Origin of the sequence: Streptomyces sp. HNM0575 (assembly GCF_012726265.1) — a bacterium.
Classification (GTDB): Bacteria; Actinomycetota; Actinomycetes; order Streptomycetales; family Streptomycetaceae; genus Streptomyces.
Genome location: NZ_JAASAG010000002.1, coordinates 330146 through 352606, shown reverse-complemented (window position 1 = coordinate 352606; position 22461 = coordinate 330146). Strand labels below are relative to the sequence as shown.

17 protein-coding genes are annotated in these 22461 nt (G+C 69.4%); 9 read left to right on the top strand and 8 right to left on the bottom strand.

The annotated features are described in order from the left end of the window. The first annotated feature begins 5 nt into the window (after positions 1 to 5). The 4 genes from HCC61_RS05425 to HCC61_RS05410 all read left to right on the top strand — a co-directional run bounded on the left by HCC61_RS05425 (position 6) and on the right by HCC61_RS05410 (position 4414). Complete coding sequence (locus tag HCC61_RS05425) at positions 6 to 929, top strand: ABC transporter permease (protein ID WP_169134109.1); 924 nt, start codon at positions 6 to 8, stop codon at positions 927 to 929. A gap of 182 nt (positions 930 to 1111) precedes the next feature. Next, positions 1112 to 2167: an ABC transporter permease gene (locus tag HCC61_RS05420; RefSeq protein WP_346777037.1), complete on the top strand. Its 1056-nt coding sequence runs from the start codon at positions 1112 to 1114 to the stop codon at positions 2165 to 2167. A gap of 11 nt (positions 2168 to 2178) precedes the next feature. Continuing rightward, entirely contained in the window at positions 2179 to 3216 is a 1038-nt protein-coding gene (locus HCC61_RS05415) for an ABC transporter ATP-binding protein (protein WP_346777036.1), read from the top strand. A gap of 49 nt (positions 3217 to 3265) precedes the next feature. Next, positions 3266 to 4414 carry a dipeptide ABC transporter ATP-binding protein gene (locus HCC61_RS05410; RefSeq protein ID WP_169134526.1) on the top strand — a complete coding sequence of 383 codons (1149 nt, stop codon included), beginning with the start codon at positions 3266 to 3268 and terminating at the stop codon, positions 4412 to 4414. 25 nt (positions 4415 to 4439) lie between these two features. Here the strand turns inward: HCC61_RS05410 and HCC61_RS05405 are convergent, their stop codons facing one another. From HCC61_RS05405 to HCC61_RS05375, 7 genes are all read right to left on the bottom strand, one after another. Further along, on the bottom strand, positions 4440 to 5033 hold the full coding sequence (locus HCC61_RS05405) for an ATP/GTP-binding protein (RefSeq protein ID WP_169134108.1): 594 nt from the start codon (positions 5031 to 5033) through the stop codon (positions 4440 to 4442). After that, positions 5014 to 5403, bottom strand: a complete 390-nt coding sequence (locus HCC61_RS05400; protein ID WP_169134107.1) for a DUF742 domain-containing protein — start codon at positions 5401 to 5403, stop codon at positions 5014 to 5016. The genes HCC61_RS05405 and HCC61_RS05400 overlap by 20 nt, the downstream gene beginning before the upstream one ends. Then, the gene (locus HCC61_RS05395) at positions 5404 to 5829 is read right to left on the bottom strand and encodes a roadblock/LC7 domain-containing protein (RefSeq protein WP_169134106.1); all 426 of its coding nucleotides are present in this window, start codon (positions 5827 to 5829) and stop codon (positions 5404 to 5406) included. Positions 5830 to 5870: 41 nt separating this feature from the next. After that, entirely contained in the window at positions 5871 to 8603 is a 2733-nt protein-coding gene (locus tag HCC61_RS31170; protein WP_169134105.1) for a nitrate- and nitrite sensing domain-containing protein, read from the bottom strand. A 470-nt stretch (positions 8604 to 9073) separates the two neighbouring features. After that, a complete protein-coding gene (locus HCC61_RS05385; RefSeq protein ID WP_169134104.1) occupies positions 9074 to 10255 on the bottom strand; it encodes an NAD(P)/FAD-dependent oxidoreductase in 1182 nt (393 codons plus the stop codon). 156 nt (positions 10256 to 10411) lie between these two features. Beyond that, positions 10412 to 12094 carry an amino acid adenylation domain-containing protein gene (locus HCC61_RS05380; RefSeq protein WP_169134103.1) on the bottom strand — a complete coding sequence of 561 codons (1683 nt, stop codon included), beginning with the start codon at positions 12092 to 12094 and terminating at the stop codon, positions 10412 to 10414. Then, complete coding sequence (locus HCC61_RS05375; protein WP_169134102.1) at positions 12091 to 14139, bottom strand: beta-ketoacyl synthase N-terminal-like domain-containing protein; 2049 nt, start codon at positions 14137 to 14139, stop codon at positions 12091 to 12093. Before HCC61_RS05375 ends, HCC61_RS05380 begins: the two co-directional genes overlap by 4 nt. Positions 14140 to 14564: 425 nt before the next feature. Here HCC61_RS05375 and HCC61_RS05370 point away from each other — a divergent pair, with 425 nt between their 5' ends. Continuing rightward, positions 14565 to 15566: a GAF domain-containing protein gene (locus HCC61_RS05370; protein WP_169134101.1), complete on the top strand. Its 1002-nt coding sequence runs from the start codon at positions 14565 to 14567 to the stop codon at positions 15564 to 15566. Between the two features lie 104 nt (positions 15567 to 15670). Here HCC61_RS05370 and HCC61_RS05365 read toward each other — a convergent pair whose 3' ends face one another. Then, positions 15671 to 16834, bottom strand: a complete 1164-nt coding sequence (locus tag HCC61_RS05365; RefSeq protein WP_169134100.1) for a hypothetical protein — start codon at positions 16832 to 16834, stop codon at positions 15671 to 15673. A 526-nt stretch (positions 16835 to 17360) separates the two neighbouring features. Here HCC61_RS05365 and HCC61_RS05360 point away from each other — a divergent pair. From HCC61_RS05360 to HCC61_RS05345, 4 genes are all read left to right on the top strand, one after another. Continuing rightward, positions 17361 to 18407 (top strand): ABC transporter permease, encoded by a 1047-nt coding sequence (locus tag HCC61_RS05360; RefSeq protein WP_169134099.1) that lies wholly within the window; start codon positions 17361 to 17363, stop codon positions 18405 to 18407. Positions 18408 to 18492: 85 nt separating this feature from the next. Further along, positions 18493 to 20286 (top strand): ABC transporter substrate-binding protein, encoded by a 1794-nt coding sequence (locus tag HCC61_RS05355; protein ID WP_169134098.1) that lies wholly within the window; start codon positions 18493 to 18495, stop codon positions 20284 to 20286. 113 nt (positions 20287 to 20399) lie between these two features. Then, positions 20400 to 21377 (top strand): ABC transporter permease, encoded by a 978-nt coding sequence (locus HCC61_RS05350; RefSeq protein ID WP_169134097.1) that lies wholly within the window; start codon positions 20400 to 20402, stop codon positions 21375 to 21377. Between the two features lie 10 nt (positions 21378 to 21387). Continuing rightward, the gene (locus HCC61_RS05345) at positions 21388 to 22461 is read left to right on the top strand and encodes an ABC transporter ATP-binding protein (RefSeq protein ID WP_169134096.1); all 1074 of its coding nucleotides are present in this window, start codon (positions 21388 to 21390) and stop codon (positions 22459 to 22461) included.

Sequence of the window (22461 nt, the reverse complement as noted above, 5' to 3'; positions counted from 1 at the left end):
GTCCCATGGGGCGCTACGTCGTCAGACGACTGCTCCAGATGGTCCCGGTCTTCCTCGGGACGACGTTCCTCATCTTCGTGATGGTGTACGCGGTCGGCGACCCGGTCAACGCGATGTTCGGGGACCGGGCCCCCGACCCGGCGACGGCCGCGCAGCTGCGGGCGCAGTTCAATCTCGACAAGCCCCTGTGGATGCAGTACGTGCTGTACCTGGGCGACATCTTCGGCGGCGACTTCGGCAACGCCTTCAACGGGCAGCCCGTCACCGAACTGATGGGCAGGGCCTTTCCCGTGACGCTGCGGCTCGCGCTGATCGCGCTCGTCATCGAGATCGTCATCGGGATCGCGCTCGGCGTGGTCACGGGGCTGCGGCGGGGCCGTCCGCTCGACAGCTCGGTGCTGATGCTCACCCTGGTCGTGATCTCCGTGCCGACGTTCGTCACCGGGACGCTGGCGCAGTACCTGCTGGGCGTCAAGTGGGGCTGGATCGCACCGGCCGTCTCGCCCGCGGCGCCGGTGGGCCAACTGCTGCTGCCGGGGCTGGTGCTGGCGCTGCTGTCGCTTGCGTACGTCACCCGGCTCACGCGTGCCTCGATCAGTGAGAACGCACGCGCCGACTACGTACGGACGGCGCTGGCCAAGGGGCTGCCGCGGGCCCGCGTGAACGTCCGTCACCTGCTGCGCAATTCGCTGATCCCCGTCGTCACCTTCCTCGGCACCGACGTCGGGAACCTGATGGCGGGCGCCCTGGTCACCGAGCGGATCTTCAACATCCAGGGCGTCGGCTTCCAGCTGTGGCAGGGCATCGTGCGGCAGAACTCGCCCACCGTCGTCGGCTTCGTGACGATCCTCGTGATCGTCTTCCTGCTCGCGAACCTGATCGTCGACCTCCTCTACGCCGTGCTCGACCCGAGGATCCGCTATGCGTGAACCCAACGGCATGCGTGAGCCCCACGGCACCGCGGCCGGCAGGCCCGACTCGCGGGAGGTGACGCATGGTTGAGCGCGCCCCCGAGAGCACGCCCTCCGCGGGCGAGCCTCCGGCCGGGACGGGAAGCCCGGGCGCAACGGGAAGCCCAGCCGAGACCGCTGCCGGGGCCGAGAGCGCTGCCGTGGCCGAGACCGCACCTGCCGGGGCCGCGCCTGCCGAGCAAGCCGTGGCCGAAGTCCCCGCCGAGGCCCCCGCCGATGCCCCCGCCGAAGCCGTCGCCGGTGGCGCGGCCGGTGCCGCGGCGGATGCCACGGCCCTGGCGCCCGGCCCCGCCACCGACCCGGCCGCGCCCCAGGCCGCCCCCGGCGAACCCGCACCGGGCGAGCGCGCCCGCAGTCTCTGGTCGGACGCCTGGCACGACCTGCGCCGCAACCCCGTCTTCGTCGTCTCGGCGCTGCTGATCCTCTTCCTCGTCCTGGTCTCGGTGTGGCCGGGGCTCATCGCCGGCCGCAACCCCCTGTCGTGCAGCCTCGACAAGTCCCTCGACCCGGCCGCGCCCGGCCACTGGTTCGGGTACGACACCCAGGGCTGCGACGTCTACACGAGGGTGGTCTACGGGGCCCGCACGTCCGTGACCGTCGGCGTCTGCGCCACCCTCGGCGTCGCGGTCGTGGGCAGCGTCTTCGGGGGGCTCGCGGGCTTCTACGGCGGCTGGTGGGACGCCCTGATCTCCCGGCTCACCGACGTCTTCTTCGGCATCCCGATCATGCTCGGCGGACTGGTCTTCCTGTCGATGACGGGTAGCCGCTCCGTATGGACGGTGGTCGCCTTCATCGTGCTGCTGGGCTGGCCGCAGATCGCCCGTATCGCGCGCGGCTCGGTCATCGCGGCCAAGCAGAACGACTACGTACTGGCGGCGCGGGCCCTCGGTGCCGGCAACGGGCGGATGCTGGTGCGGCACATCCTCCCCAACGCCGTCGCCCCGGTGATCGTGACGGCGACCATCGCCCTCGGCACGTACATCGCCCTGGAGGCGACCCTCAGCTACCTCGGAGTCGGGCTCCAGCCGCCCACCGTCTCGTGGGGCGCGGACATCTCCGACGCCTCGCAGGGGATGCAGTTCCGCAACGCGCCGCACATCCTGCTCTATCCGGCCGCCGCGCTGAGCCTGACCGTGCTGGCGTTCATCATGCTCGGCGACGCGGTGCGCGACGCCCTCGATCCCAAGCTGCGCTGAGGGAGGCGTACGTGACTCGGACACAGCCCGTGCCGGGGCGGCCTGCCGGCGCCGGTGCCTCGCCGCTGCTCCAAGTGCGGGACCTGAGCGTCGAGTTCCGTACGCGCGACGGTGTCGCCACCGCCGTGGACGGCGTGAGCTTCGGCGTCGGGGAGGGCGAGACCCTGGCCGTGCTCGGCGAGTCCGGCTGCGGCAAGTCCGTGACCGCGCAGTCCGTGATGGGCATCCTCGACTCCCCGCCCGGACGGATCACCGGCGGCGAGATCGTATTCGGCGGGCGTGACCTGCTGAAGATGCCGGAGGAGGAGCGCCGCGCCGTCCGCGGTGCCCGGATGGCGATGATCTTCCAGGACGCGCTGTCCGCGCTGAACCCCGTGCTCAGCGTCGGCGCCCAACTCGGCGAGATGTTCCAGGTGCACCGCGGCGCCTCGCGCAAGGAGGCACGGGAGCGGGCGGTGGAGCTGATGGAGCGGGTGCGGATCCCCGCGGCGCGCGCCCGCGCGGGCGACTACCCGCACCAGTTCAGTGGCGGGATGCGGCAGCGCATCATGATCGCCATGGCGCTCGCCCTGGAGCCGGAGCTGATCATCGCGGACGAGCCGACCACCGCGCTCGACGTCACCGTCCAGGCCCAAGTGATGGATCTGCTCGCGGAGTTGCAGAGCGAGTACCGGATGGGGCTGATTCTGATCACGCACGACCTCGGCGTCGTCGCGGACGTCGCGGACCGCATCGCCGTGATGTACGCGGGACGCATCGTCGAGACCGCGCCCGTGGCCGAGCTGTACCGGGCGCCCGCCCATCCGTACACCAGGGGCCTGCTCGACTCCATTCCCCGGCTCGACCAGAAGGGGCAGCAGCTCAACGCGGTGAAGGGCCTGCCGCCGAGCCTGCTCCGAGTGCCGCCCGGGTGCAGCTTCCATCCCCGCTGTCCCTCGGCGCGGCCCGTGTGCCGTGCCGACGAGCCGCCGCTGTACGAGGCCGGGGCGGGCCGGACCAGCGCGTGCCACTTCTGGAAGGAGCTGCTCGATGACGAGTGCGCCGAGTGAGGGTGCGCCTGGTGGCGCGGGGGCGGGTGACGCGGGCGCGACGGCGCAGATGGAGGCGCAGGCGGAGGCGCCCGCCGGGCGGGTGCCGGGCGAGGCGATCCTGGAGGCGCGCGACCTCGTCAAGCACTATCCGCTCACCCAGGGCATCGTCCTCAGGCGGCAGGTGGGCGCGGTCAAGGCCGTCGACGGCGTCTCCTTCGAGCTGAGACGCGGCGAGACCCTGGGCATCGTCGGGGAGTCGGGCTGCGGCAAGTCGACGGTGGCGAAGCTCGTGACGAGCCTGGAGACGCCGACCTCGGGCAGCATCCGCTTCAAGGGCGAGGACGTGACCCGGCTGAGCGGCAGGGCGCTCAAGTCCCTGCGCCGCAACATCCAGATGGTCTTCCAGGATCCGTACACGTCGCTGAATCCCCGTATGACGGTCGGCGACATCGTCGGCGAACCCTTCGACATCCACCCCGAGGTCGCGCCGAAGGGCGAACGGTGGCGCGCCGTACGGGAGTTGCTGGACGTCGTCGGGCTCGACCCGGAGTACGTCAACCGCTATCCGCACCAGTTCAGCGGGGGGCAGCGGCAGCGGATCGGCATCGCGCGGGGGCTGGCTCTGCGGCCGGAGATCATCGTCGCGGACGAGCCCGTATCGGCGCTCGACGTCTCGGTCCAGGCGCAGGTGATCAACCTGATGGAGCGGCTACAGGACGAGTTCGAGCTCTCGTACATCTTCATCGCGCACGATCTGTCGGTCGTACGGCACATCTCGGACCGGGTCGGCGTGATGTATCTCGGCAAGCTCGTCGAGACGGGGACGGAGAGCGAGATCTACGAGCACGCCACGCACCCGTACACGCAGGCGCTGCTGTCGGCCGTGCCCGTACCGGATCCGGGGGCGGAGGCGGGGCGTGCGCGGATCGTGCTGGAGGGCGATGTGCCGTCGCCGGCGAACCCGCCCTCCGGGTGCCGGTTCCGTACGCGCTGCCGGCGTGCGGACGAGCGGTGCGCGCGGGAGGAGCCGGTGCTGCGGATCCCGGCGGAGGGGGAGCGCGTCCTCGCCGGGCCCGCGCGCCATCCGTCGGCATGCCACTACGCGGCGGAGGCGCAGGACCGGCCGGTGCGGAAGGCAGGGGAGAGCACGGCAGGAGAGAAGAGGGCAGGGGAGAAGACGGAAGGCGAGACGGCGGGGGCGGCGGCGCCCGAGTGAGCCCGGCGGGCGGGCCCCCGTGGCGTCAGGCCATCACCTTCGTCTGCTCCGACTCCAGCAGCGCCAGCAGCACTTCCTTGCTCGGCTCGCGGTACCGCACGTCGCACATCACGATGGGCACCGGACTCCGCAGGCTCAGCGCGCCGCGTATCTGGTCGACGCTGAAGTCGCACTCGCCGTAGAAGCAGTTGACGCCGATCGCGAACGGAATGCCGCACTGCTCGAAGAAGTCCACCGAGGCGAAGCAGTCGGAAAGCCGCCGTGAGTCGGCGAGGATCACCGCGCCCAGCGCTCCCGACGCCAAGTCCTCCCACATGAACCAGAAGCGTTCCTGTCCGGGCATTCCGAACAGATACAGCACGTTCTCAGCCTCTTGATCGAGGGTGATGCGGCCGAAGTCCATGGCGACCGTCGTGGTCGATTTGTCCGGAATTCCTCTGAGGTCGTCGACCCCGAGACTGGCTTCCGTTATGTCCTCTTCGGTGTTCAGCGGCTCGATCTCGCTGACCGATCCGATCATGGTCGTCTTGCCTACGCCGAAACCGCCCGCGACGAGAATCTTCAACGCCGTCGGCAAAGCTGTCGGCGCACGCCGCGGTTCAGAGCTTTCGAATTCCATCGATCACCTTACGCAAAACCCGAGCGTGTTCGTCCGGGGTGTTCTTCTCCGGCCCTGGCTTCTTGACCAGGATGAGTGACCTGTCGGCCAGGTCCCCGCAGAGGACCCGCACGACGCTGGCCGGCAGGTCCAGGTACGAGGCGATTTCCACGATCGCCAGCGGGCGCTCCCTGACCAGGTCGAGGATGGCGGCCGACTCCGGCTGCTCCCTGCGTACGTCGTGGTCGGAACGCAGACCGTTTCCGACCACTTGGGTAATCAGCGTGAGATCCGAGCGGCTGGGTAATGTGCGCCCACCCGTGATCGCGTACGGCCGGGTGGTGAATCCGGCCTCTCTGTCGAACCACTGAGGACTGTGCGGGGTGCCCATTTATCGAGGTGGGTCACCGGCCGCGACTTCGAGTCGGGGCGCAGCGCCGAGGTGCATGCCGACCTGCTGGACGACCTTCGCCATCTCGTACGCGGCCATTCCCGCGTCGACCTTTTCGGAGGCCAGCAGCGCAAGGCGCGAACCGTCGCCGCCCGCGGTGATGAGGAGAAGCACGTTCTCCATTTCGATGACGGTCTGCCGCACCCTTCCTCCGTGAAAGCGGCGGGCGGCACCCTGCGAAAGGCTGTGCAGCCCGGAGGCGAGTGCCGACATGTGATCGGCGTCGTCCTTGCTGACATCGCGCGAACGCGCGAGAAGCAGTCCGTCCTGGGACAGCACAATGACGTGGTGCGTCTCCGGAACCCGCTCCAGCAAGCCGTCAAGTAGCCAATTGAGCTTTTCGTAGCCTGGTGACTGCTCGTTCAATGTTCTGGTCCTTCCTCAGGAAACCTCGGTGCCTCGGTCCGTCAAGGTCGGGGATCCTCCGGGGAGGCACCGTCGCGCTCTGTGTCCGTCGACTCGGTGCGGGCCTGACGGCTCGCGCGCTGCACGGCGCCGGCTATCGCCCCTGCGCGGTCCGGGGCGGGCCACGGGGACGTGTCGTCTGCGGGGGGTTGTTCGTGTCGTGGCTGCTCGGGCGAGCGGCGCAGGGGTGCTGCGAGGTTCTCGCCCGGCTTTCTCGTGGGCAGCGTCAGGGGTTTCGGCGCCGACTCCGGAGGCCGCGGGGCCTCCACGTGCTGGGAGGGCGCCTCGTCCTCGGGCGCCGGTGCCGCGTGCTGTCCGGTGGGAGCCAGCAGCGACACGGACTGCATGGGGGTCTCGACCGCGGTGCGCTGCTTCGAACGCGTCAGCAGGCCTCCGCCCGTGTACGAGGGGAAGCCGCCGTGGTCCTCCTCCGGGTCCCGCCAGTTCTCCTCCGTGTCCCGGGCGGCGGCCACCGAAGCGGCGGCGGGCTCGGGCTGCGGCGCGGGAGCGGCCGGGGCCGCGGGCCGGGGCTCGGCCTCGGGCTCGGGTGCGGGGGCGGATGCCGGTGCCGGTTCCGGTGCGGGCCGTTCGCGGCGCTCGACGGGCGCGGTTCCCGGCGCGGGCCACGGTGCGGGCTCCGGCACGGTGTCCTGCCCGGGCTCCGGATCGGGCTCGGCGGTCCCCTCGCGCGGGGGCGCCGGCGGCCGTTCACGCGCAGGTGCCGCGGGCCGCGGACGTGCCTGCTCGCTGAGCTTCGGCAGGATCGGCGGGGCTTCCTCGAGCAGCTCGTTGGGGATGAGCACGACGGCTTTCGTACCGCCGTACGCGGACTTGCTGAGCGTGATCTCCAGGCCGATACGGTTGGCCAGCAACGCCACCACGAACAGGCCGAGTTGCGGGATCTCGCCCAGCCGCGTGACGTCCGGCTCCGGGGGGTCGGCGAGCAGCTGGTTGAGGTGCGCGTACTGCTCGCCGTCCATGCCGAGCCCGCGGTCGATGACCTCCACGGCGAGCCGGCCGCCGGCGACTTCCTCGGCCCTGACGGTGACGTTGGTGTGCGGGGGCGAGAAGGCGGTGCCGTTCTCGATGAGCGCCGCGAGGATGTGGCCGACGTCGGCGACGACCCGTCCCGACAGCGAGAACTCGGGTGCGGTCTCCACCTCGATACGGGTGTAGTCGACGGTCTCCGCGACGGCGCTGCGCAGCACCTGGAAGACCGGGACCGGCTTGCTCCAGCGGCGGCCGGGCTGGACTCCGACGATGAGGGACTGGTTCTCCAGGTCCCGGCGGAGCCGGGTGACCAGGTGGTCGATCTTGAAGATGTCCGTCAGCAGCTCGGGGTCGTGCTCCCGGCGTTCGAGGCTGTCGATGAGGCTGATCAGCTGGCTGATCAGCAGCTGGTTCCGGCGGAGCAGGCCGAGCACGACGGTCTCGGCGCCCTCGCGCTTGCGCGCCTGCTGCTCGCTGGTCTGCGCGGCGGCCTTCCAGCGGTCGTCGACCATCTGCGCGATGGCTTCCAACTCCGTGACGGCGGCGCGCTGTTGGTCGCGTACGGCCTCGACCAGCCGGCCCATCTCGTCGTCGGCGGAGCCGCTGCCCGCGCCCCCGTACGGCATCTCGGGTGCGTCCTGGCCGCTTTCGCCGCGTGCGCGGCGCTCGACCAGCTCCGGCAGGGCCAGGTCCGTCCACTGCGCCGTGCCGTCCCGCAGCCGCGAGAGCCGGCGTACGAGCGAGAGCGGGAAACGCACGGTCAGATACGCCGTCAGGCCCAGCACGCCCAGCACGATCACGGAGCCGGTCACCGCCGACAGCAGCGCGTCGTCGGCCCGTTCGGAGCCCTGCGCGGCCAGGCCGTCGAGCGATGCGGAGGTGGCGTCGCGCAGGTCTCCGGCGACGGTGTCCGCGGCGGGCCGCCACTCGTCGGTCCGCTCGGGCAGCGCCCAGCGTGAAGGGGCGCCCTGCGACTGGGAGTTGCCTGCGTCGGGGAGCGTGCTGCCGGGGGTGGTGCGGTGGGCGACCGGATCCTTGTCGGCGGCGACCGCGTCCTCGATCCGTTGCAGCACGGTCCACTGGGGCGTGTCGGCGATCTTCCGGTAGTCGCGGGCGGCGGAGGCGGGGATGTCGCCGGTGTCCATGACGGCGGCGACCTGGCGCTGAGTGGCGACGTGGCCGAGGAAGGACTGCCGTATGCCCGCGCTCAGGTGCCCGGACGACTGGGCGCTGGTCAGCAACGCGTCTTCGCGGGCGAGGAGTTCGGAGATCTGCGTGAGCGCGGTCACGGCGGAGGCGCTGTGCGCGAGCTGCCCGTCGTCGCTGTGGAGCACCTCGGCGAGGAGGGCGGTGGCGGCCCCGGTGGTGTCGGTGTAGTAGCCGTAGGCGGCGCTGCGGGTGACGGCCCGTGAATCCACCTGGTTCCGCTCGCGGGTGAGTTCACCGAGGGCCTTGGTCAGGCCGCGTTCCTTCTCGCCGCCCCGGGAACCGGGATCCGCGCCGGCCGCGTGGAATGCGGTGACCGCGTCGTCGGTGCGGGTGCGGGCTTCTTCGAGGCTGCGGTGGCCTTTCTCCGTACGGTGGCTCTGCCAGGCGACGGTGAGACGGCGCTCCTTCTGCAAGCGGGTCACGAGGGTGTGGACGGACTGTCCGGCGGAGGCGCCGGCCTTGGCATCCGCTCTTAACGCGAGCCCGCTTTCGACGGAATCGCTTGCCGCGTACGCCCACATTCCCGCGAGGGCCACCGCGGGTATCAAAATGGGCGAAACCAGCGCAATGCGCAGGGAGCGACGACGTGCAGTCTTCGGCACTCTGTGCCGGTCGCGTTCGTCTGACATCTTCTTCCTCGCGACAGCGGACCGATGGTGGCGCTTAAGAGGTTTTCCGCCGAGTGGGCTCGGTTGTGCCAGTTGATCACTGCATTCGCTGACGCGGCTTTCCCGGCAGATGGCCGGGAACGCTACCAGTTGGGATGCGTCCACGGCGAATGCGAAGCCCCGTCAACACCCCCTGGTGAGCGGGGGAGTTACGACGAACGCGGCCCCGCGGTAAGGCTCCGCGGACCCCGGGATTCTGCTGTTCACAGGCTATGTCTATCAGTTGTGCGAGAGACCCGGAAAGCAGTGCCGACCTCCCGCGCAGGAGAGGTCTGACACTGTGTGGAAACCGGCGGGTTCGAAAAGATTCCGTGCAGCTTCCGGCCTCGTAGAACCCCCTATAGGCGGGCGAGCAGTTGAGGCGTGTACAGCGCGGTGGCCGGACGGATTCCGGCAAATATGTCGAAGTAGGTCGATGTGAGACCGGGGTCCGACTGCACCGCGCGCAGCAGCGACAGACGCTTGGGATGGATTTCCAGACGTGCCGCCGAGAGCGCGGCACGGTAACTCTCCGCCATCAGAATGTCCCGGTCGCGGGCGAAGTCCGCCAGCGCCTCGTCCAGGCTCGTCTCGTCGGCCGGCGCTCCGCCGATGTGTTCCGTCAGGGATTCCGCCTGCACGAACGCGTCGGTGATTCCGCGGGCGGTGATGGAGTCCTTGTGATGTCCGGCGTCGCCGACGAGCACCCAGCCCGGTCCCGTCGCCTGCCGGAAGAAGTTCTCCTGATGCCCGGTGCCCCGCAGCCGTTCGCTGCGCGTACTGCCGTGCAGCTCCTCGTACACCGCGGGAGCCGTGACCCGTATCTGTTCGAGATACGCCTTCTCTGCGTCGGCACGCACTTCCTCGTACGACGACTGCGGAAAGTAGGTCAGCACGAGGGTCTTCCGGCCGTTCGTCGGAACGGAGGCCACCCAGCCGCCCGGCCTCTCGTGGAGTTCGAGCCTTGACGACTCGTGGTCCCAGTAGGAGTAGTAGGCACACGTCTGACGCGGGGTCTCCTGCACCTTCGGGGCTTCGCAGAGCGACGCGACCGTGGAACGCATGCCGTCCGCGCCGATCACGAGCCTTGCGTGCTCGGTGAATTCACGTCCGCGGTGTTTCGCGCGCACCCCGCACACGCGTCCCGCGTCGTCGCGCAGCAGCCCGGTGACGGTGCACCGGGTGCGGTACTCGGCGCCGGCTTCGGCGGCCGCGTCCGCGAGCACGGGGTCGAGGAGATGCCGGCGGGGTGCGTACGCGGCCTCGTGGCCGTCGACTCCGCCGCTGCACCCCTCCAGGCGGATGTCCGCCACGCGGTAGAGCACCCGCTCGATGGGCGGGCAGCCCGTGGCGCGTATCCGGTCGAGGAGTCCCCAGCGGGCGAGCGCGGCGACTCCGGGCTGGTGGATGACGTGGGTGGACAGCGTGTCGGTTCCGCGTCCGCTTCTGTCGAGCAGAAGCACCCGGTGTCCGGCACGGGCGAGCAACATGGCCGTGGGTGATCCGGCGCACCGGGCGCCCACCACGATGACGTCGAACATGCCTGAATCTCGCAGACGTTGATGAGGTCACTGGTCTCCGGTACTCGGTGCGCCCGTAAGGCGTCCCCGGTCTCCCGGGCGTCCGCGGTGCCGCCGGCGTCATCGGCGGCACCGCGGAACGCCCGGGTCACCGGCGTCGTCCACGCGTCCCGGGTGTCAGGAGCGGTTCTTCGCCAGGGCGGACGCCAGGGCCTTTCTGTCGACCTTGCCGTTGGGGTTGAGCGGCAGCTGCTCGAAGGCGGTGATGCGGCGCGGGAGCATGTACGCGGGCAGTCGGGCGCTGAGCGTGCGGTACATGCCCTCGGTGTCGTCGTGGCTCGCGGTCACGGCGGCCTCCAGGTCCTGCTCGCCGTTGCGGCCCTCCACGGCTATGACGATCGCGTCGCGCACCTCCGGGTGCTGTCTGAGCTGCGCTTCGATCTCTCCCAGCTCGATGCGGTAGCCGCGGATCTGGACCTGGTGGTCCGTACGGCCGAGGTGCACGAGCTGCCCGTCCGTCTCCAGCACCCGGTCGCCCGTGCGGTACCAGCTGCTGTCCGTCGGCGGCGAACCTGTGGGATGCGGCCGCACGGCGCCTTCACCGTCGGCCGACAGGAAGCGGCCCGCGTTGTCGGCGGGGTCGAGATAGCCCGGGAAGCGCTGCGACCCGCGCAGGCACAGCTCGCCGTCCGTGGCGGGCGCGCCGTCCTCGTCCAGCACGAGGTACTCCACGGTCGGATAGCAACTGCCTATCGGCACGGTGCCGTTGGGCGACTCCGGCCACTCGGCGACGTCGTCCGGCAGCCGGTATCCGGTGCAGGTGCAGGTGAGTTCGGTCGGCCCGTACAGGTTGTCGATCGTGCTGTTGGGCGCGGCCGCCTGCCACAGCCGCGCGCTCGTGACCGACAGCGGTTCGCCGCCGAAGAGGGTGCGGCGGAGCGTCGGCATGCTGTCCGGCTTGAGGGTGCCGAGCCGGTCGGCGAAGGACACCAGCGACGGCACCGACCACCAGTGCGTCAGCCGGGCCGAGTTGACGAAGGAGACGGGGGAGAGTAACTGGCTGCGCTGCGGTACCACGAGGGTGCCGCCGCGGCTCCAGGTGACGAACAGGTCGTAGACCGAGCCGTCGAAGGAGAGATCGAAGGTCTGGGAGCAGCGGCTGCCCGGGGTCACGTCGTAGAGCCCGCTTGCGTAGTCGACGTAGGCCATGACGCTGCGGTGCAGCACCGGCACGCCCTTGGGCGTACCGGTGGAGCCCGACGTGAACACGATGTACGCGACGTCGCCGGGCGTGGCCGGGCACTCGGGCAGCCGGGCGGGCGCCTCCGCGGCCAGCCCCACGACCTCCTCCGGGGTCAACGTCAGTCTGGGGACGTCCAGTTCGGCGGTCGCCGGATGCGGATCGGTGATGAGCAGCCCGAGGTCCGCGGCCTCGGCGATGACGGCGTTGCGGCCGTGCGGGTAGTCGGGGTTGAGCGGCACGACCGTCGCGCCGGTGCACAGGACGGCGAGGTAGCTGACGTACGAGCCGATCGAGCGGTTGGAGAGCAGTCCGATGCGGCGGGGCACCCGCCCGTCGTGACTGCTGATCAGCCGTGCCGCCAACGCCTCGGCGGCGTCCCGGAGTTGCCGGTAGGTCAGCTCGTGGCCGCCCGCCTCCAGGGCGGTGTGGCCGTCGTGCAGTGCCGCCGCGGCGCGGAACTGCGCGTAGAGGTTGGGATGGCCGGTGGTGTCGGGGCGAGCGGTGGTGTCGGGACGAGTGGTGGTGCCGGGGCGAGTCGTGGTGCCGGGACGGCCGGTGGTGCATCGACGGCCGGTGGTGCGGGGACGGCCGGTGGTGTCGGGAGGGTCGGCGCTCATACCGTCTGCGCCTCCAACTGCCGGAGGAACACGCGCAGTTGGCCCACGGTGTGCAGCGAGGCCAGCTCCTCGGGGTCGATCTCGAAGCGGTGCTCCTGCGCCAGCTTCGCGATGATCTCGATCCTCGCCAGCGAGTCGATGCCGATCTCCGAGAGCAGGGAGCTGTCCCGGTAGTCGGACGCCGCACGGGCGTGCTCGCCGAGCAGGACCGTCGCCAGGTCGTCGCCGTCGCCGCTCCCGCCACCGGCGGAGTCCGCGCCGGCTGCGGCGTCGCGCGGCCAGTAGCGCTCCGCCTGCCAGGGGTAGGCGGGCAGCGGCACGAAGACACAGCCCGCTCCGAACAGGGCGTTCCAGTCGACGTCCTGGCCGTCGAGATAGCTCTTCGCCGCGGCCGACAGCGCCGGGTCGTACGACAGGGCGGCGTCACGGGAGATCTCACGGGAGACGTCGCGGGAGCGGCCCTTGCCGCCCGGCTCGTGCGAACGTGCCCGTGCGCACAGCGCGTTGACCAACTCGGCGTGGGTGGCACCGGCGACCGCCATCCGGTGCGGATGATGCTGGCGGCGCGTCGCCGCGCTGTGGCAGATGTCGCGCAGGCCGAAGGCCGCACCCTTGCCGCCGGGCGAGAGGTGCCGGGCGTATGCGAGCGCAAGTTCCTTGAGAGCGGCGGGTGTTCGGGCCGACAGCGGCAGCAGGTACGTGCTTCCGGCGGCGTCCTCAGCGGAACCGGCGCCGCCCCTTGCTGTGAGCGGCTCGCCCTCGCGCAGCACCACGTGCGCGTTGAGACACGACGCGCCCTGGCCGGTGACGCCGGCGATCGCGGGCCGCCCGCGGTCGGGGAACTCCAGCAGCCCGGTCGGCACCGCCAGCGGCAGCTCGTCCCAGGGGATCAGCGGCGTCGGGGTCGACAGGTGGAGGTTGGGCGGGATCCGCCGGTGCTCCAGGCACAGCACGGTCTTGATCAGCCCGGCGATGCTGCCGGCCCCCTCCGCGTAACCGATGTTGGTCTTGACCGAGCCGACGTAGCAGGGCCGGTCGGCCGGCCTGCCCTCGCCGACGACCCTGCCCAGCGCTTCGAGCTCCGCCTGGTCGAGGTTCGGGGCGCCGGACCCGTGGGCCTCGACGAAGTCCACCTCCGACGGGGCCACTCCGGCGTCCTCGTACGCCCACTTCAGCACCGCCGTCTGGCCCTCGACGGACGGCGCGAGCAGTGACTCGCTGGTGCGGCCGTTGTTGCCGACCGCGCTTCCCTGGATGACCGCACGTATCGGGTCGCCGTCGGCGCGGGCGGCGGCCAGCGGTTTGAGCACGACGACCCCGACACCGTCGCTGGGCGCGAAGCCGTCGGCCCCCACGTCGGCGAACTTGCTGCGCCCGTCATGGGCGAGGGTGCCCGCCTGCGTCATCATCACGGACTCGTCGGGCCGGAGCGCGATGTTCACGCCCGCGACGAGGGCGAGCGGGATCTCCTGTGCCCGGATGCTCTGAACCGCCGCGTGGACGGCCGCAAGTGAGGAGGAGCAGGCCGTGTCGATCAGCACGCTGGGGCCGCGCAGGTCGAGTTGGTACGACAGCCTTCCCGCCAGAAGCGCCCGGTAGTTGTTGAGCTGTGACGCGGTGACGGTCTCCAGCCCCTGGCGGAACCGCCGTTCGAGGAAGTCGCCGCGGGTGTTGCCCACGTATACGCCGGTACGTCCGCCTGCCAGCTCGCCGGGCGGCTGCCCGGCGTCCTCCAGTGCCTCCCAGGCGGTCATCAGCAGCAGCCGCTGCTGCGGGTCGAGGTCCGCGGCCTCGCCGGGCGACATGCCGAAGAACTCGGCGTCGAACTCGGCGATCGCGTCCAGGTATCCGGCACGGCGGCTGACCACCGTCCCGGGCTCGGGGTGTGCGGAGTACATCGCATCGACGTCGTAGCGCTCCGGCGGAGTCTCGCTTGTCGCGTCGCGTCCGTTTCGCAGGATGTCCCACAGCTGGTCGGGATCCGCGGCGCCGGGGAACTTGCATGCCATGCCGATGACAGCCACCGACCGGGGTTCGTTGCCCATCGCTTCTCGCCTCACTACCGCCCCTCCATTGCCTTCGTGACGCGCGATGATGATGCTGCCACCCGCTCGTCAGCATTCCACCGTGGCTCTAACTTGATGCGTTCGGGACATGTCGCCCAGTGACGTACTGGGCGGTATGGCGCAGTAACAGCATCGAGGACAGTCATTTGGCGGGCATATGCCTGGAACATGGCTTTTTTTCTTCACCGTTTCTTGGCCACCTGTGCCCAGGGTTTTCGCACGTCCCACGTGTCCGGATTTGAAGATTGGCGGGAAGCTTTCGCTGGGTGAACGGTCCGCCTCTGCGCTGCGCCTGTTCACCGCCGGCGCGCCCGTGTTCACGGCGGGCGGCGCGCGTCGTGCTGCCTCAGGCCGTACGAAGTGCGCCAGGACAGTACGCGCCATCTCTGGTTTCATGTGCGGCCATGGACTCCACCGCCTCCAAAGACGCGCGGCTCGCGGATGAGCAGCGTGAGCGCCGGCTCCAGCGCCTCGGCCTCAACTCCCCTGAGCCTGAAGAGAAGTTCGACCGCATAGCCACGCTGGCGAGCAGCCTCGCCGACGCCCCCATCGCCATGGTCAACTTCATCGGCGGACAGCAGATGTTCCGCGGTCTCTGCTTCCCCTCCTCCGAGCAGGAGGGCGAACGCTCCGGTGTGCCCTTCGGGATCGGCGACCTGCCCCCCGCCCCCGACTCGCGGGACGCGCCCATCGACATCGGGTTCTGCCCCCATGTGGTGCGGCAGAAGGCGCAGTTGGCGATCGAGGACGTCCTGGCGAGCCGTCACTACCGCAACAACCCGGTCGTGGAGGCGCTGAACGTACGCGCGTACCTCGGTACGCCGCTTCAGGACAACACGGGCCTGATCATCGGGACCGTCACGGTCGCCGACGTACGCCCGCACCGGTGGACCGAGAAGCAGAAGTCGGAGATGCAGTTCCTGGCCGAGACGCTGAAGCCCGAATTCCAGCTTCGTGACAGCGTTCTCGCGCAGCAGGACGAACTCCTCGCGGTATTCGACCGCGCGCCTTTCCCGATGATGCTCACCCAGGGGCCCGAGCATCTGCTGCGGTTCGCCAACACCCGGCAGGGAAGTGCCTTCGGCCGCGCGGATCTGCTGACTCCCGGGCGGGAGGCCTATCCCTCTCTGAAGGAGGCCGGAATCTTCGACTCGATGGACTGGGTCCTCCAGGAGGGCCAGGTCACCGAGTTGCGGAGCGTGACGCTGCCGCTGCACGGAACCGATCTCGCGCAGCGCTTCGACATCACCTGCACTCCGGTGCGGCTGCGTCCCGAGGCGCCCGTCAATTCCGTGCTGACGACGGCGATCAAGACCACCGAGTCGGTGCAGGGGAGCGAACAGCAGAAGATGGCCGAGGATCTGGTGTCACGCTTCGCCAATCCCGCGCCGTCTTCCGAGAACTGAGCGGAATACGGGCCCGGCCGGATTTCCGGGACCGGATTTCCGGGAGAGGCGGAACGTGCGCTCTCCGGTCCCTTCCGGGACCGTTCGCGCCCGGGCGGGTGCCGTCAGGTCGTCGCGGTGCCCCGCCCGTCCGTACCGGCGGCGAGGTCGTCCGTACCGCTCGCGGGCCCGTCCGTGGCGGTGGCGGGTCCGGGGCGGCGCGGGGCCGTGGCGCGGGCCTCACCGTCCGCGGCGGGTCCGGCGGCGGGTCCGGGGCGGCGCGGGGCCGTAGCGCGGGCCTCACCGTCCGTGGCGGGTCCGGCGGCGGCGTCCCCGTCGCGTCCGGCGAGGGCCAGCAGCACCCCGAGCGCGGCCAGGACGTCGAACAAGGCGGTGCAGAGCCACAGTTGATCCCGTGCGGCGATCTCGCCGAAGCCGCCGAGCAGCCCCGACCTGATCCCGAACGAGAGCCGGAAGAGGCCGAGTCCGAGCAGGGGCCCGCAGACGGTCATCCCGAGAGGCCGCGAGTACGGGGCACGGGCGCGGGCGGCGACCGCCGCGGGCAGGCAGACCAGGGCCAGCGCGCAGCCGTACCAGCTGTCGGGCACGGCGAGCAGCGTGGCCAGCGCCCTGTCGCCGGTGAAGTGGTGCGAGTACAGCTCCCAGCCCTGCTCCGTCACCGAGTGGATCTCCCAGGAGAGCAGCACGGCCGCCACCACGGTCAGCAGCACGCAGGCAGTGAGGCCTCCGGCGCGGGTGGGACGCGCGGGCGGATCGTCACGGGTGCCGCCGGTGGCGCCGGTGGCGCCGGTGCCGCCGAGGGCACCGTCGCCCCCGTCGTCCCCGTCCGCCCGCGGCACACTCCGCCGCCCGGCGGCCGCCAGCACGATCAGCGCGACACCGACCACGAGCATGGCGATCACGCTGGTGAAGACCTGGTTCCGCAGCGCGTCGGAGACGCCGCCCTTCACCCAACTCGCGTTCAGATTCCACAGGGTGGGGACGCGCAGCAGGATCGTCAGCACACCCGTGGAGACGAGCACGCCCCCGGCGGCGGAGGACACGGCGGCCGTGGCGGCGCACACCGTATAGAGGACGAGCAGGGTGGGCTCCACGAAGGAGCTGGCCCATATGCCGTCCTGCGCACGGAAGATGAGGCCCGACCACATCCACCACGCGTCGGTGACGTCCGTGGCCTGCCCGAAGTCACGGGCGATCCACGCGAGATCGAGCACCGCCAGCGCGGCCAGCAGTACGGCGCCGGCGATACGCGCGCCGGGTCTCAGCATCCTGCCCTGGCTCATTCACGCCCCCCGGCGGTGCGGTTCCCGAAACCGCTCGTTCGGTCAGGACGGCGGCGTCGTAGCGTCGGACAAGCCTACTGTGGCGTTTCCCCGCGGTTCACCTCGGCTGCCTGCGGACCTTGCCACCCGGCATGCGGAACGGCACGGCGACCGGGCCGTGGCGGCATGGCCCCGCCACGGCCCGGCGCTACGGCACCCGCACGGCCGTACGGAGTTCAGGGTTCATGGTCCGTATATCGGTGTGACGACGACGAAGTTGCGGTCGTGTTAACGGCCTTCAGGGCGCCATATGGCGATATGTCTCATGTCGCGCGAGGCGGTCAAGCACATTGTGACCTCAATCTGCAAAACCTTCGCTCAAGATGCGCTGAGGGTCCACATGCTGAAGCCGATACCCCTTGACTGAGCAGTTATTGACTTGCAAAGTCTCCTCAACCCATGGCACGGACTGTCAGCGTGCCAACGCATGGATCTATCCGCATAGATTGACGAGCGCGGGGGCGCAGACACGATGACAAGTCCATCCCAGGCCGCGATCGCCGGGGCAGAGACCCCAGAGCCCGACGGCGCAGGCCTGACCACCGAGCCGGTCGGCGGTCAAGAACCCGTGCAAGACCAGCTCGTGGGCCGCTCTCCCGGCCAGCTCATGTGGATGCGCTTCAAGCGCGACCGTACGGGCGTCATATCGGCATTCGTGGTTATCGCGGTGTTCGCGATCGCGGCGCTCGCGCCCGTGATCTCCTGGCTGTACGGGAAAGACCCGTGGACCCGTTACGGACAGACCCAGCCAGGTCTGCTCAACGACAACGCCTACCCGGTCAAGCCCAACGGGGGCATCGACGGCGACTTCTGGTTCGGTCTCGAACCGGGCCTCGGGCGCGACGTGCTCACCCAGCTCGTCTACGGGATGCGCACATCCCTCTCGCTCGCAGTGGTCATCACGATCCTCTCGGTGCTGCTCGCCGTCGTGATCGGTGTCGCGGGCGGCTACATGGGCGGCAAGACGGACTACTTCCTGGGCCGTCTCACCGACCTGATGATGTCGTTCCCGAACCAGCTCTTCTTCGTGGCCTTCGTGCCGGTGGTCGGTGCCCTCGTGGTCGACCCCACCGACGAGATGCCCACGTGGCTGCGCGCCTGCGTGCTGATCTTCGTGATGTGGCTGCTCGGCTGGATGACGCTCGCGCGGCTGCTGCGCGGGCAGGTGCTGACGCTTCGGGAGCGGGAGTTCATCGAGGCGGCGAAGGTGGCGGGCACTCCGCCGTGGCGGATCATCCGCAAGGAGCTGCTCCCGAACGTGGTCACGCCGATCCTCGTTCAGTCCACCTACATGCTCCCCAACTTCGTCACGGGCGTCGCCGGTCTCTCCTTCCTCGGCGTGGGCATGCCCGCCTCGACCCCGGACTGGGGCCGGATGTTCTCCACGGGCGCCAAGGTCTACCAGAGCGACATCACTTACATGATCTTCCCCGGCGTCGCGATGGTGATCTTCATCGTCGCGTTCAACCTGCTCGGGGACTCGGTCAGGGACGCCTTCGACCCGAAATCGGGACGTTGAAGACCGAGCAGCGGGGGGTGCTGCCACCCCAGCACCGCATGAGTCAGGCAGCAACGGACAACCGACAGGCAGGTGCTACCACACCATGAGGACATTCAGGATGCGTACGGCGCGCGTCTCCGTCGTGGGGCTTTCCGCGGGCGCTCTCATCCTCACAGGATGCAGCAGCGGCGGCGGGGGCGACGCGGGCGGCCCGAGCAAGGACGACGCCACCAAGCAGCAGGTCAGGTACGACTTCGGTGACGCCGCCGATTCGAAGGGCCCGGCCGAGCCGGTCAAGGGCGCACAGAAGGGCGGCGCGCTGACCGTCTACCAGCGCGACAGCTACGCCCACCTGGACCCGGCGCAGATGTACGTGAGCGACGAGGGCACCATGTCGACCCTCATCCACCGTCGTCTGACCACTTACAAGCGTGACAACGCCGGCAAGTACACGGTCGTCGGCGACCTCGCCACCGACAGCGGCAAGCCCTCCAAGGACAAGCGGACTTGGAAGTACACGCTGAAGGACGGCGTGAAGTGGGAGGACGGCTCCCCGATCACGTCGAAGGACATACGCCACACCTTCGAGCGGCAGTTCGCGCCGTTCATCTCCGAGGGCCCGGTCTTCATCCAGCAGTGGATGGCCGGCAAGAGCGGCACCGGCTACCGCAAGCTGCTGCCGGACGGCCCATACAAGGGCAAGCACCTGCCGGACAAGATCCTCGAGACGCCGAACGACAAGACCATCGTCTTCCACTTCAAGGACCCGCAGCCCGACCTGCCCTACGCGCTGGGCATGGTGGGATACTCGGCGGTCCAGGAGAAGGGCGACACGAAGGAGAAGTACGACAAGAAGCCGGTGTCCTCCGGCCCGTACAAGATCGCCTCCTTCAAGTCCGGCAAGGGCATGAAGCTGGTCCGCAACAAGGAATGGGACCCGAAGACGGACGCGGTGCGTCACCAGTACCCGGACACGCACAACATCCAGTTCGGCGTCTCCTACGAGGCCTCGACGAAGCGCCTGGTCTCCGACAGCGCCGAGAACAAGACCGCGGTCAGCTTCAACAACCAGGTCGACGCCTCCAGCATGCAGTCGGTCCGCTCCGACCCGAAGGTCAAGGACCGCTCGCTGTCCGGCTACCAGCCCTACGTCGGCAAGATCTCGCTCAACATGGACCGGCTGAAGGACAAGCGGGTCCGCGAGGCCATCGCCTACGCGCTCCCGGCGCAGTCCCTGCTCCAGGCCTTCGGCGGCTCCGGCGGCGGTGAGCTGGCGGGCAACTACCTGAGCCCGACGGTCGCCGGCCACAGCGAGTCCGACCCGTACGGCAAGGTCAAGAACCCGCAGGGCGACGTGAAGAAGGCCAAGCGGATCCTGAAGGAAGCCGGCAAGGACGGCATGAAGCTGACCTTCGCCTACCAGAACTCGCCCGAGTGGTCCGACTTCTCCATCGCGGCGAAGGACAACCTCACGAAGGCCGGCTTCAACGTCCAGCTCAAGGACATCGTGACGGACACCTACTACGACCAGATCGGCAAGATCAAGAACAAGTACGACATGTACCACTCCTCTTGGGGTGCCGACTGGCCGAGCGCCGGCACGGTGGTTCCGCCGACGCTGGACGGCCGCCAGGTGCAGGACGGTGCGACGAACTACTCGCACTACGACAACCCCAAGATGAACAAGGAGATGGACCGCATCTCCAAGATCACGAATGCGGACAAGGCCGCCAAGGAGTGGGCCAAGCTCGCGGACAAGATCCTCAAGGATGACCTGCCCGACGTTCCGCTGATGTACTACAAGCAGATCCAGCTGTACGGATCGAAGGTCGGCGGCGCCGTGATGAACGACGTGCTCAGCAGCATCGACCCGACACAGCTGTACGTGAAGAAGTAACAGCGCACACGGCGCGGTTGCCCGCGCCGGCCGTGGTGCCCTCCCAAGGGGGAGGGCACCACCGGCCGTTCCCCCACCCCTGAATCCGCTGCCCACGAGAGCTGCGTTCCGTCATGCTTCGTTTCCTCGTCCGCCGGACACTCGGCGCGATGGTGATCCTGCTGATCATCAGTGCGGTCACCTTCTTCCTCTTCTACGCCGTACCGCGAGATCCGGCGATGCTGGCCTGTGGCAAGAACTGCACACCGGACGCGCTGGAAGTCATCCGCAAGAACATGGGCATCGACGAGCCCATACCGATGCAGTACTGGCACTTCATGGTCGGCATCTTCGCGGGCCGCACCTTCGCCCAAGGTGCCTGCCCCGCACCGTGCTTCGGCTACTCGTTCGCCAACTCGGACCCGGTCTGGAACACCATCCTCGACCGCTTCCCGACCACGGTCTCGCTCACCATCGGCGGCGCCGTCGTCTTCCTGGTCATCGGTCTCGGCGCCGGCATGATCGCCGCCTGGAAGCGCGGCACGCTCGCCGACAAGGTCTTCAGCACCGCCTCGCTGGTGCTCAGTTCGATGCAGATCTACTTCGTGGGCCCCCTGGTGATGGCACTGCTGGTGTTCAACCTGGGGCTGCTGGACCAGCCCGCCTACGTGCCGCTGACGGAGGACCCGGCCGGCTGGTTCATGGGCCTGCTCATCCCGTGGATGGTGATCCAGATCATCTTCACGGCGAACTACACACGTCTGTCGCGCTCTTCGATGATCGAGCAGCTCGCCGAGGACCACGTCCGCACGGCACGGGCCAAGGGCATGTCGGGGAAGTTCGTCTTCTTCCGCTACGCGTGGCGCGGTTCGCTCATCCCCATCGTGACGATCTTCGGCGTCGACCTCGGGTCGCTGCTCGGCGGCGCCATGATCACCGAGTGGACCTTCTCGCTGCCGGGGCTCGGGAAGCTGGCGGTCGAGTCCGTGGAGAACACCGACCTGCCCATGGTGATGGGCGTGATGCTCTTCTCCGCGACCTTCATCATCCTCTTCAACGTCATCGTGGACGCCGCATACGCGTTCATCGACCCGCGCGTGCGGCTGGCCTAGGAGTACCGCTGTGACCACCCTGACCAAGGAAGCGGGCGTTCCGGCTCCGCGCGACGCGGGCGCCGCCAGTGCGTTCCTCTCCGTACGCGACCTGTATGTGCACTTCGACACCGAGGGCGGCACCGTCAAGGCCGTCGACGGTCTCTCCTTCGACCTGGAGCGCGGCAGCACCCTCGGCATCGTGGGCGAGTCCGGCTCCGGCAAGTCGGTGACGAACCTGTCGATCCTCGGGCTGCACAACCCCAAGAAGACCGCCGTCTCGGGGGAGATCCTGCTCGACGGGCAGGAGTTGACCGGCGCGAGGGAGAAGACCCTCGAATCGCTGCGCGGCAACAAGATGGCGATGATCTTCCAGGACCCGCTGACGGCGCTGTCGCCGTACTACACCGTGGGCCGCCAGATCGCCGAGCCGTACCGCAAGCACCTGGGCGCCTCCAAGCGCGAGGCGCACCGGCGCGCGATCGAGATGCTCGACAAGGTCGGCATCCCCAACGCCAAGCTGCGCGTGGACGACTATCCGCACCAGTTCAGCGGCGGCATGCGGCAGCGCGCCATGATCGCGATGGCGCTCGTGTGCGACCCCGACCTGCTCATCGCGGACGAGCCGACGACCGCGCTCGACGTGACCGTGCAGGCGCAGATCCTCGACCTGCTCAAGGACCTCCAGCAGGAGTTCGGTTCGGCGATCATCTTCATCACCCACGACCTGGGTGTGATCGCGAACGTCGCCGACGACATCCTCGTGATGTACGGCGGCCGCGCCGTCGAGCGCGGCAGCGTGTCCGAGGTGCTGCGGGCGCCCCGGCACCCGTACACCTGGGGCCTGCTGAGCTCCATGCCGCGGCTGTCCAGCGACGTGGACGAGGCGCTCGTCCCGATCAAGGGCACGCCGCCGAGCCTGCTCGCGCCGCCGCCCGGCTGCCCGTTCCACCCGCGGTGCGACTACGTGGACGAGGTCGCCGGCGGCAAGTCCTGCTCAGCCGACCGGCCCGTGCTGCCCGCCGGACGCGGTGCCGCCTGCCATCTGACGGGCGAGCAGAAGCAGACCTTCTTCATCGAGCAGATCAAACCCCGGCTGGGCTAG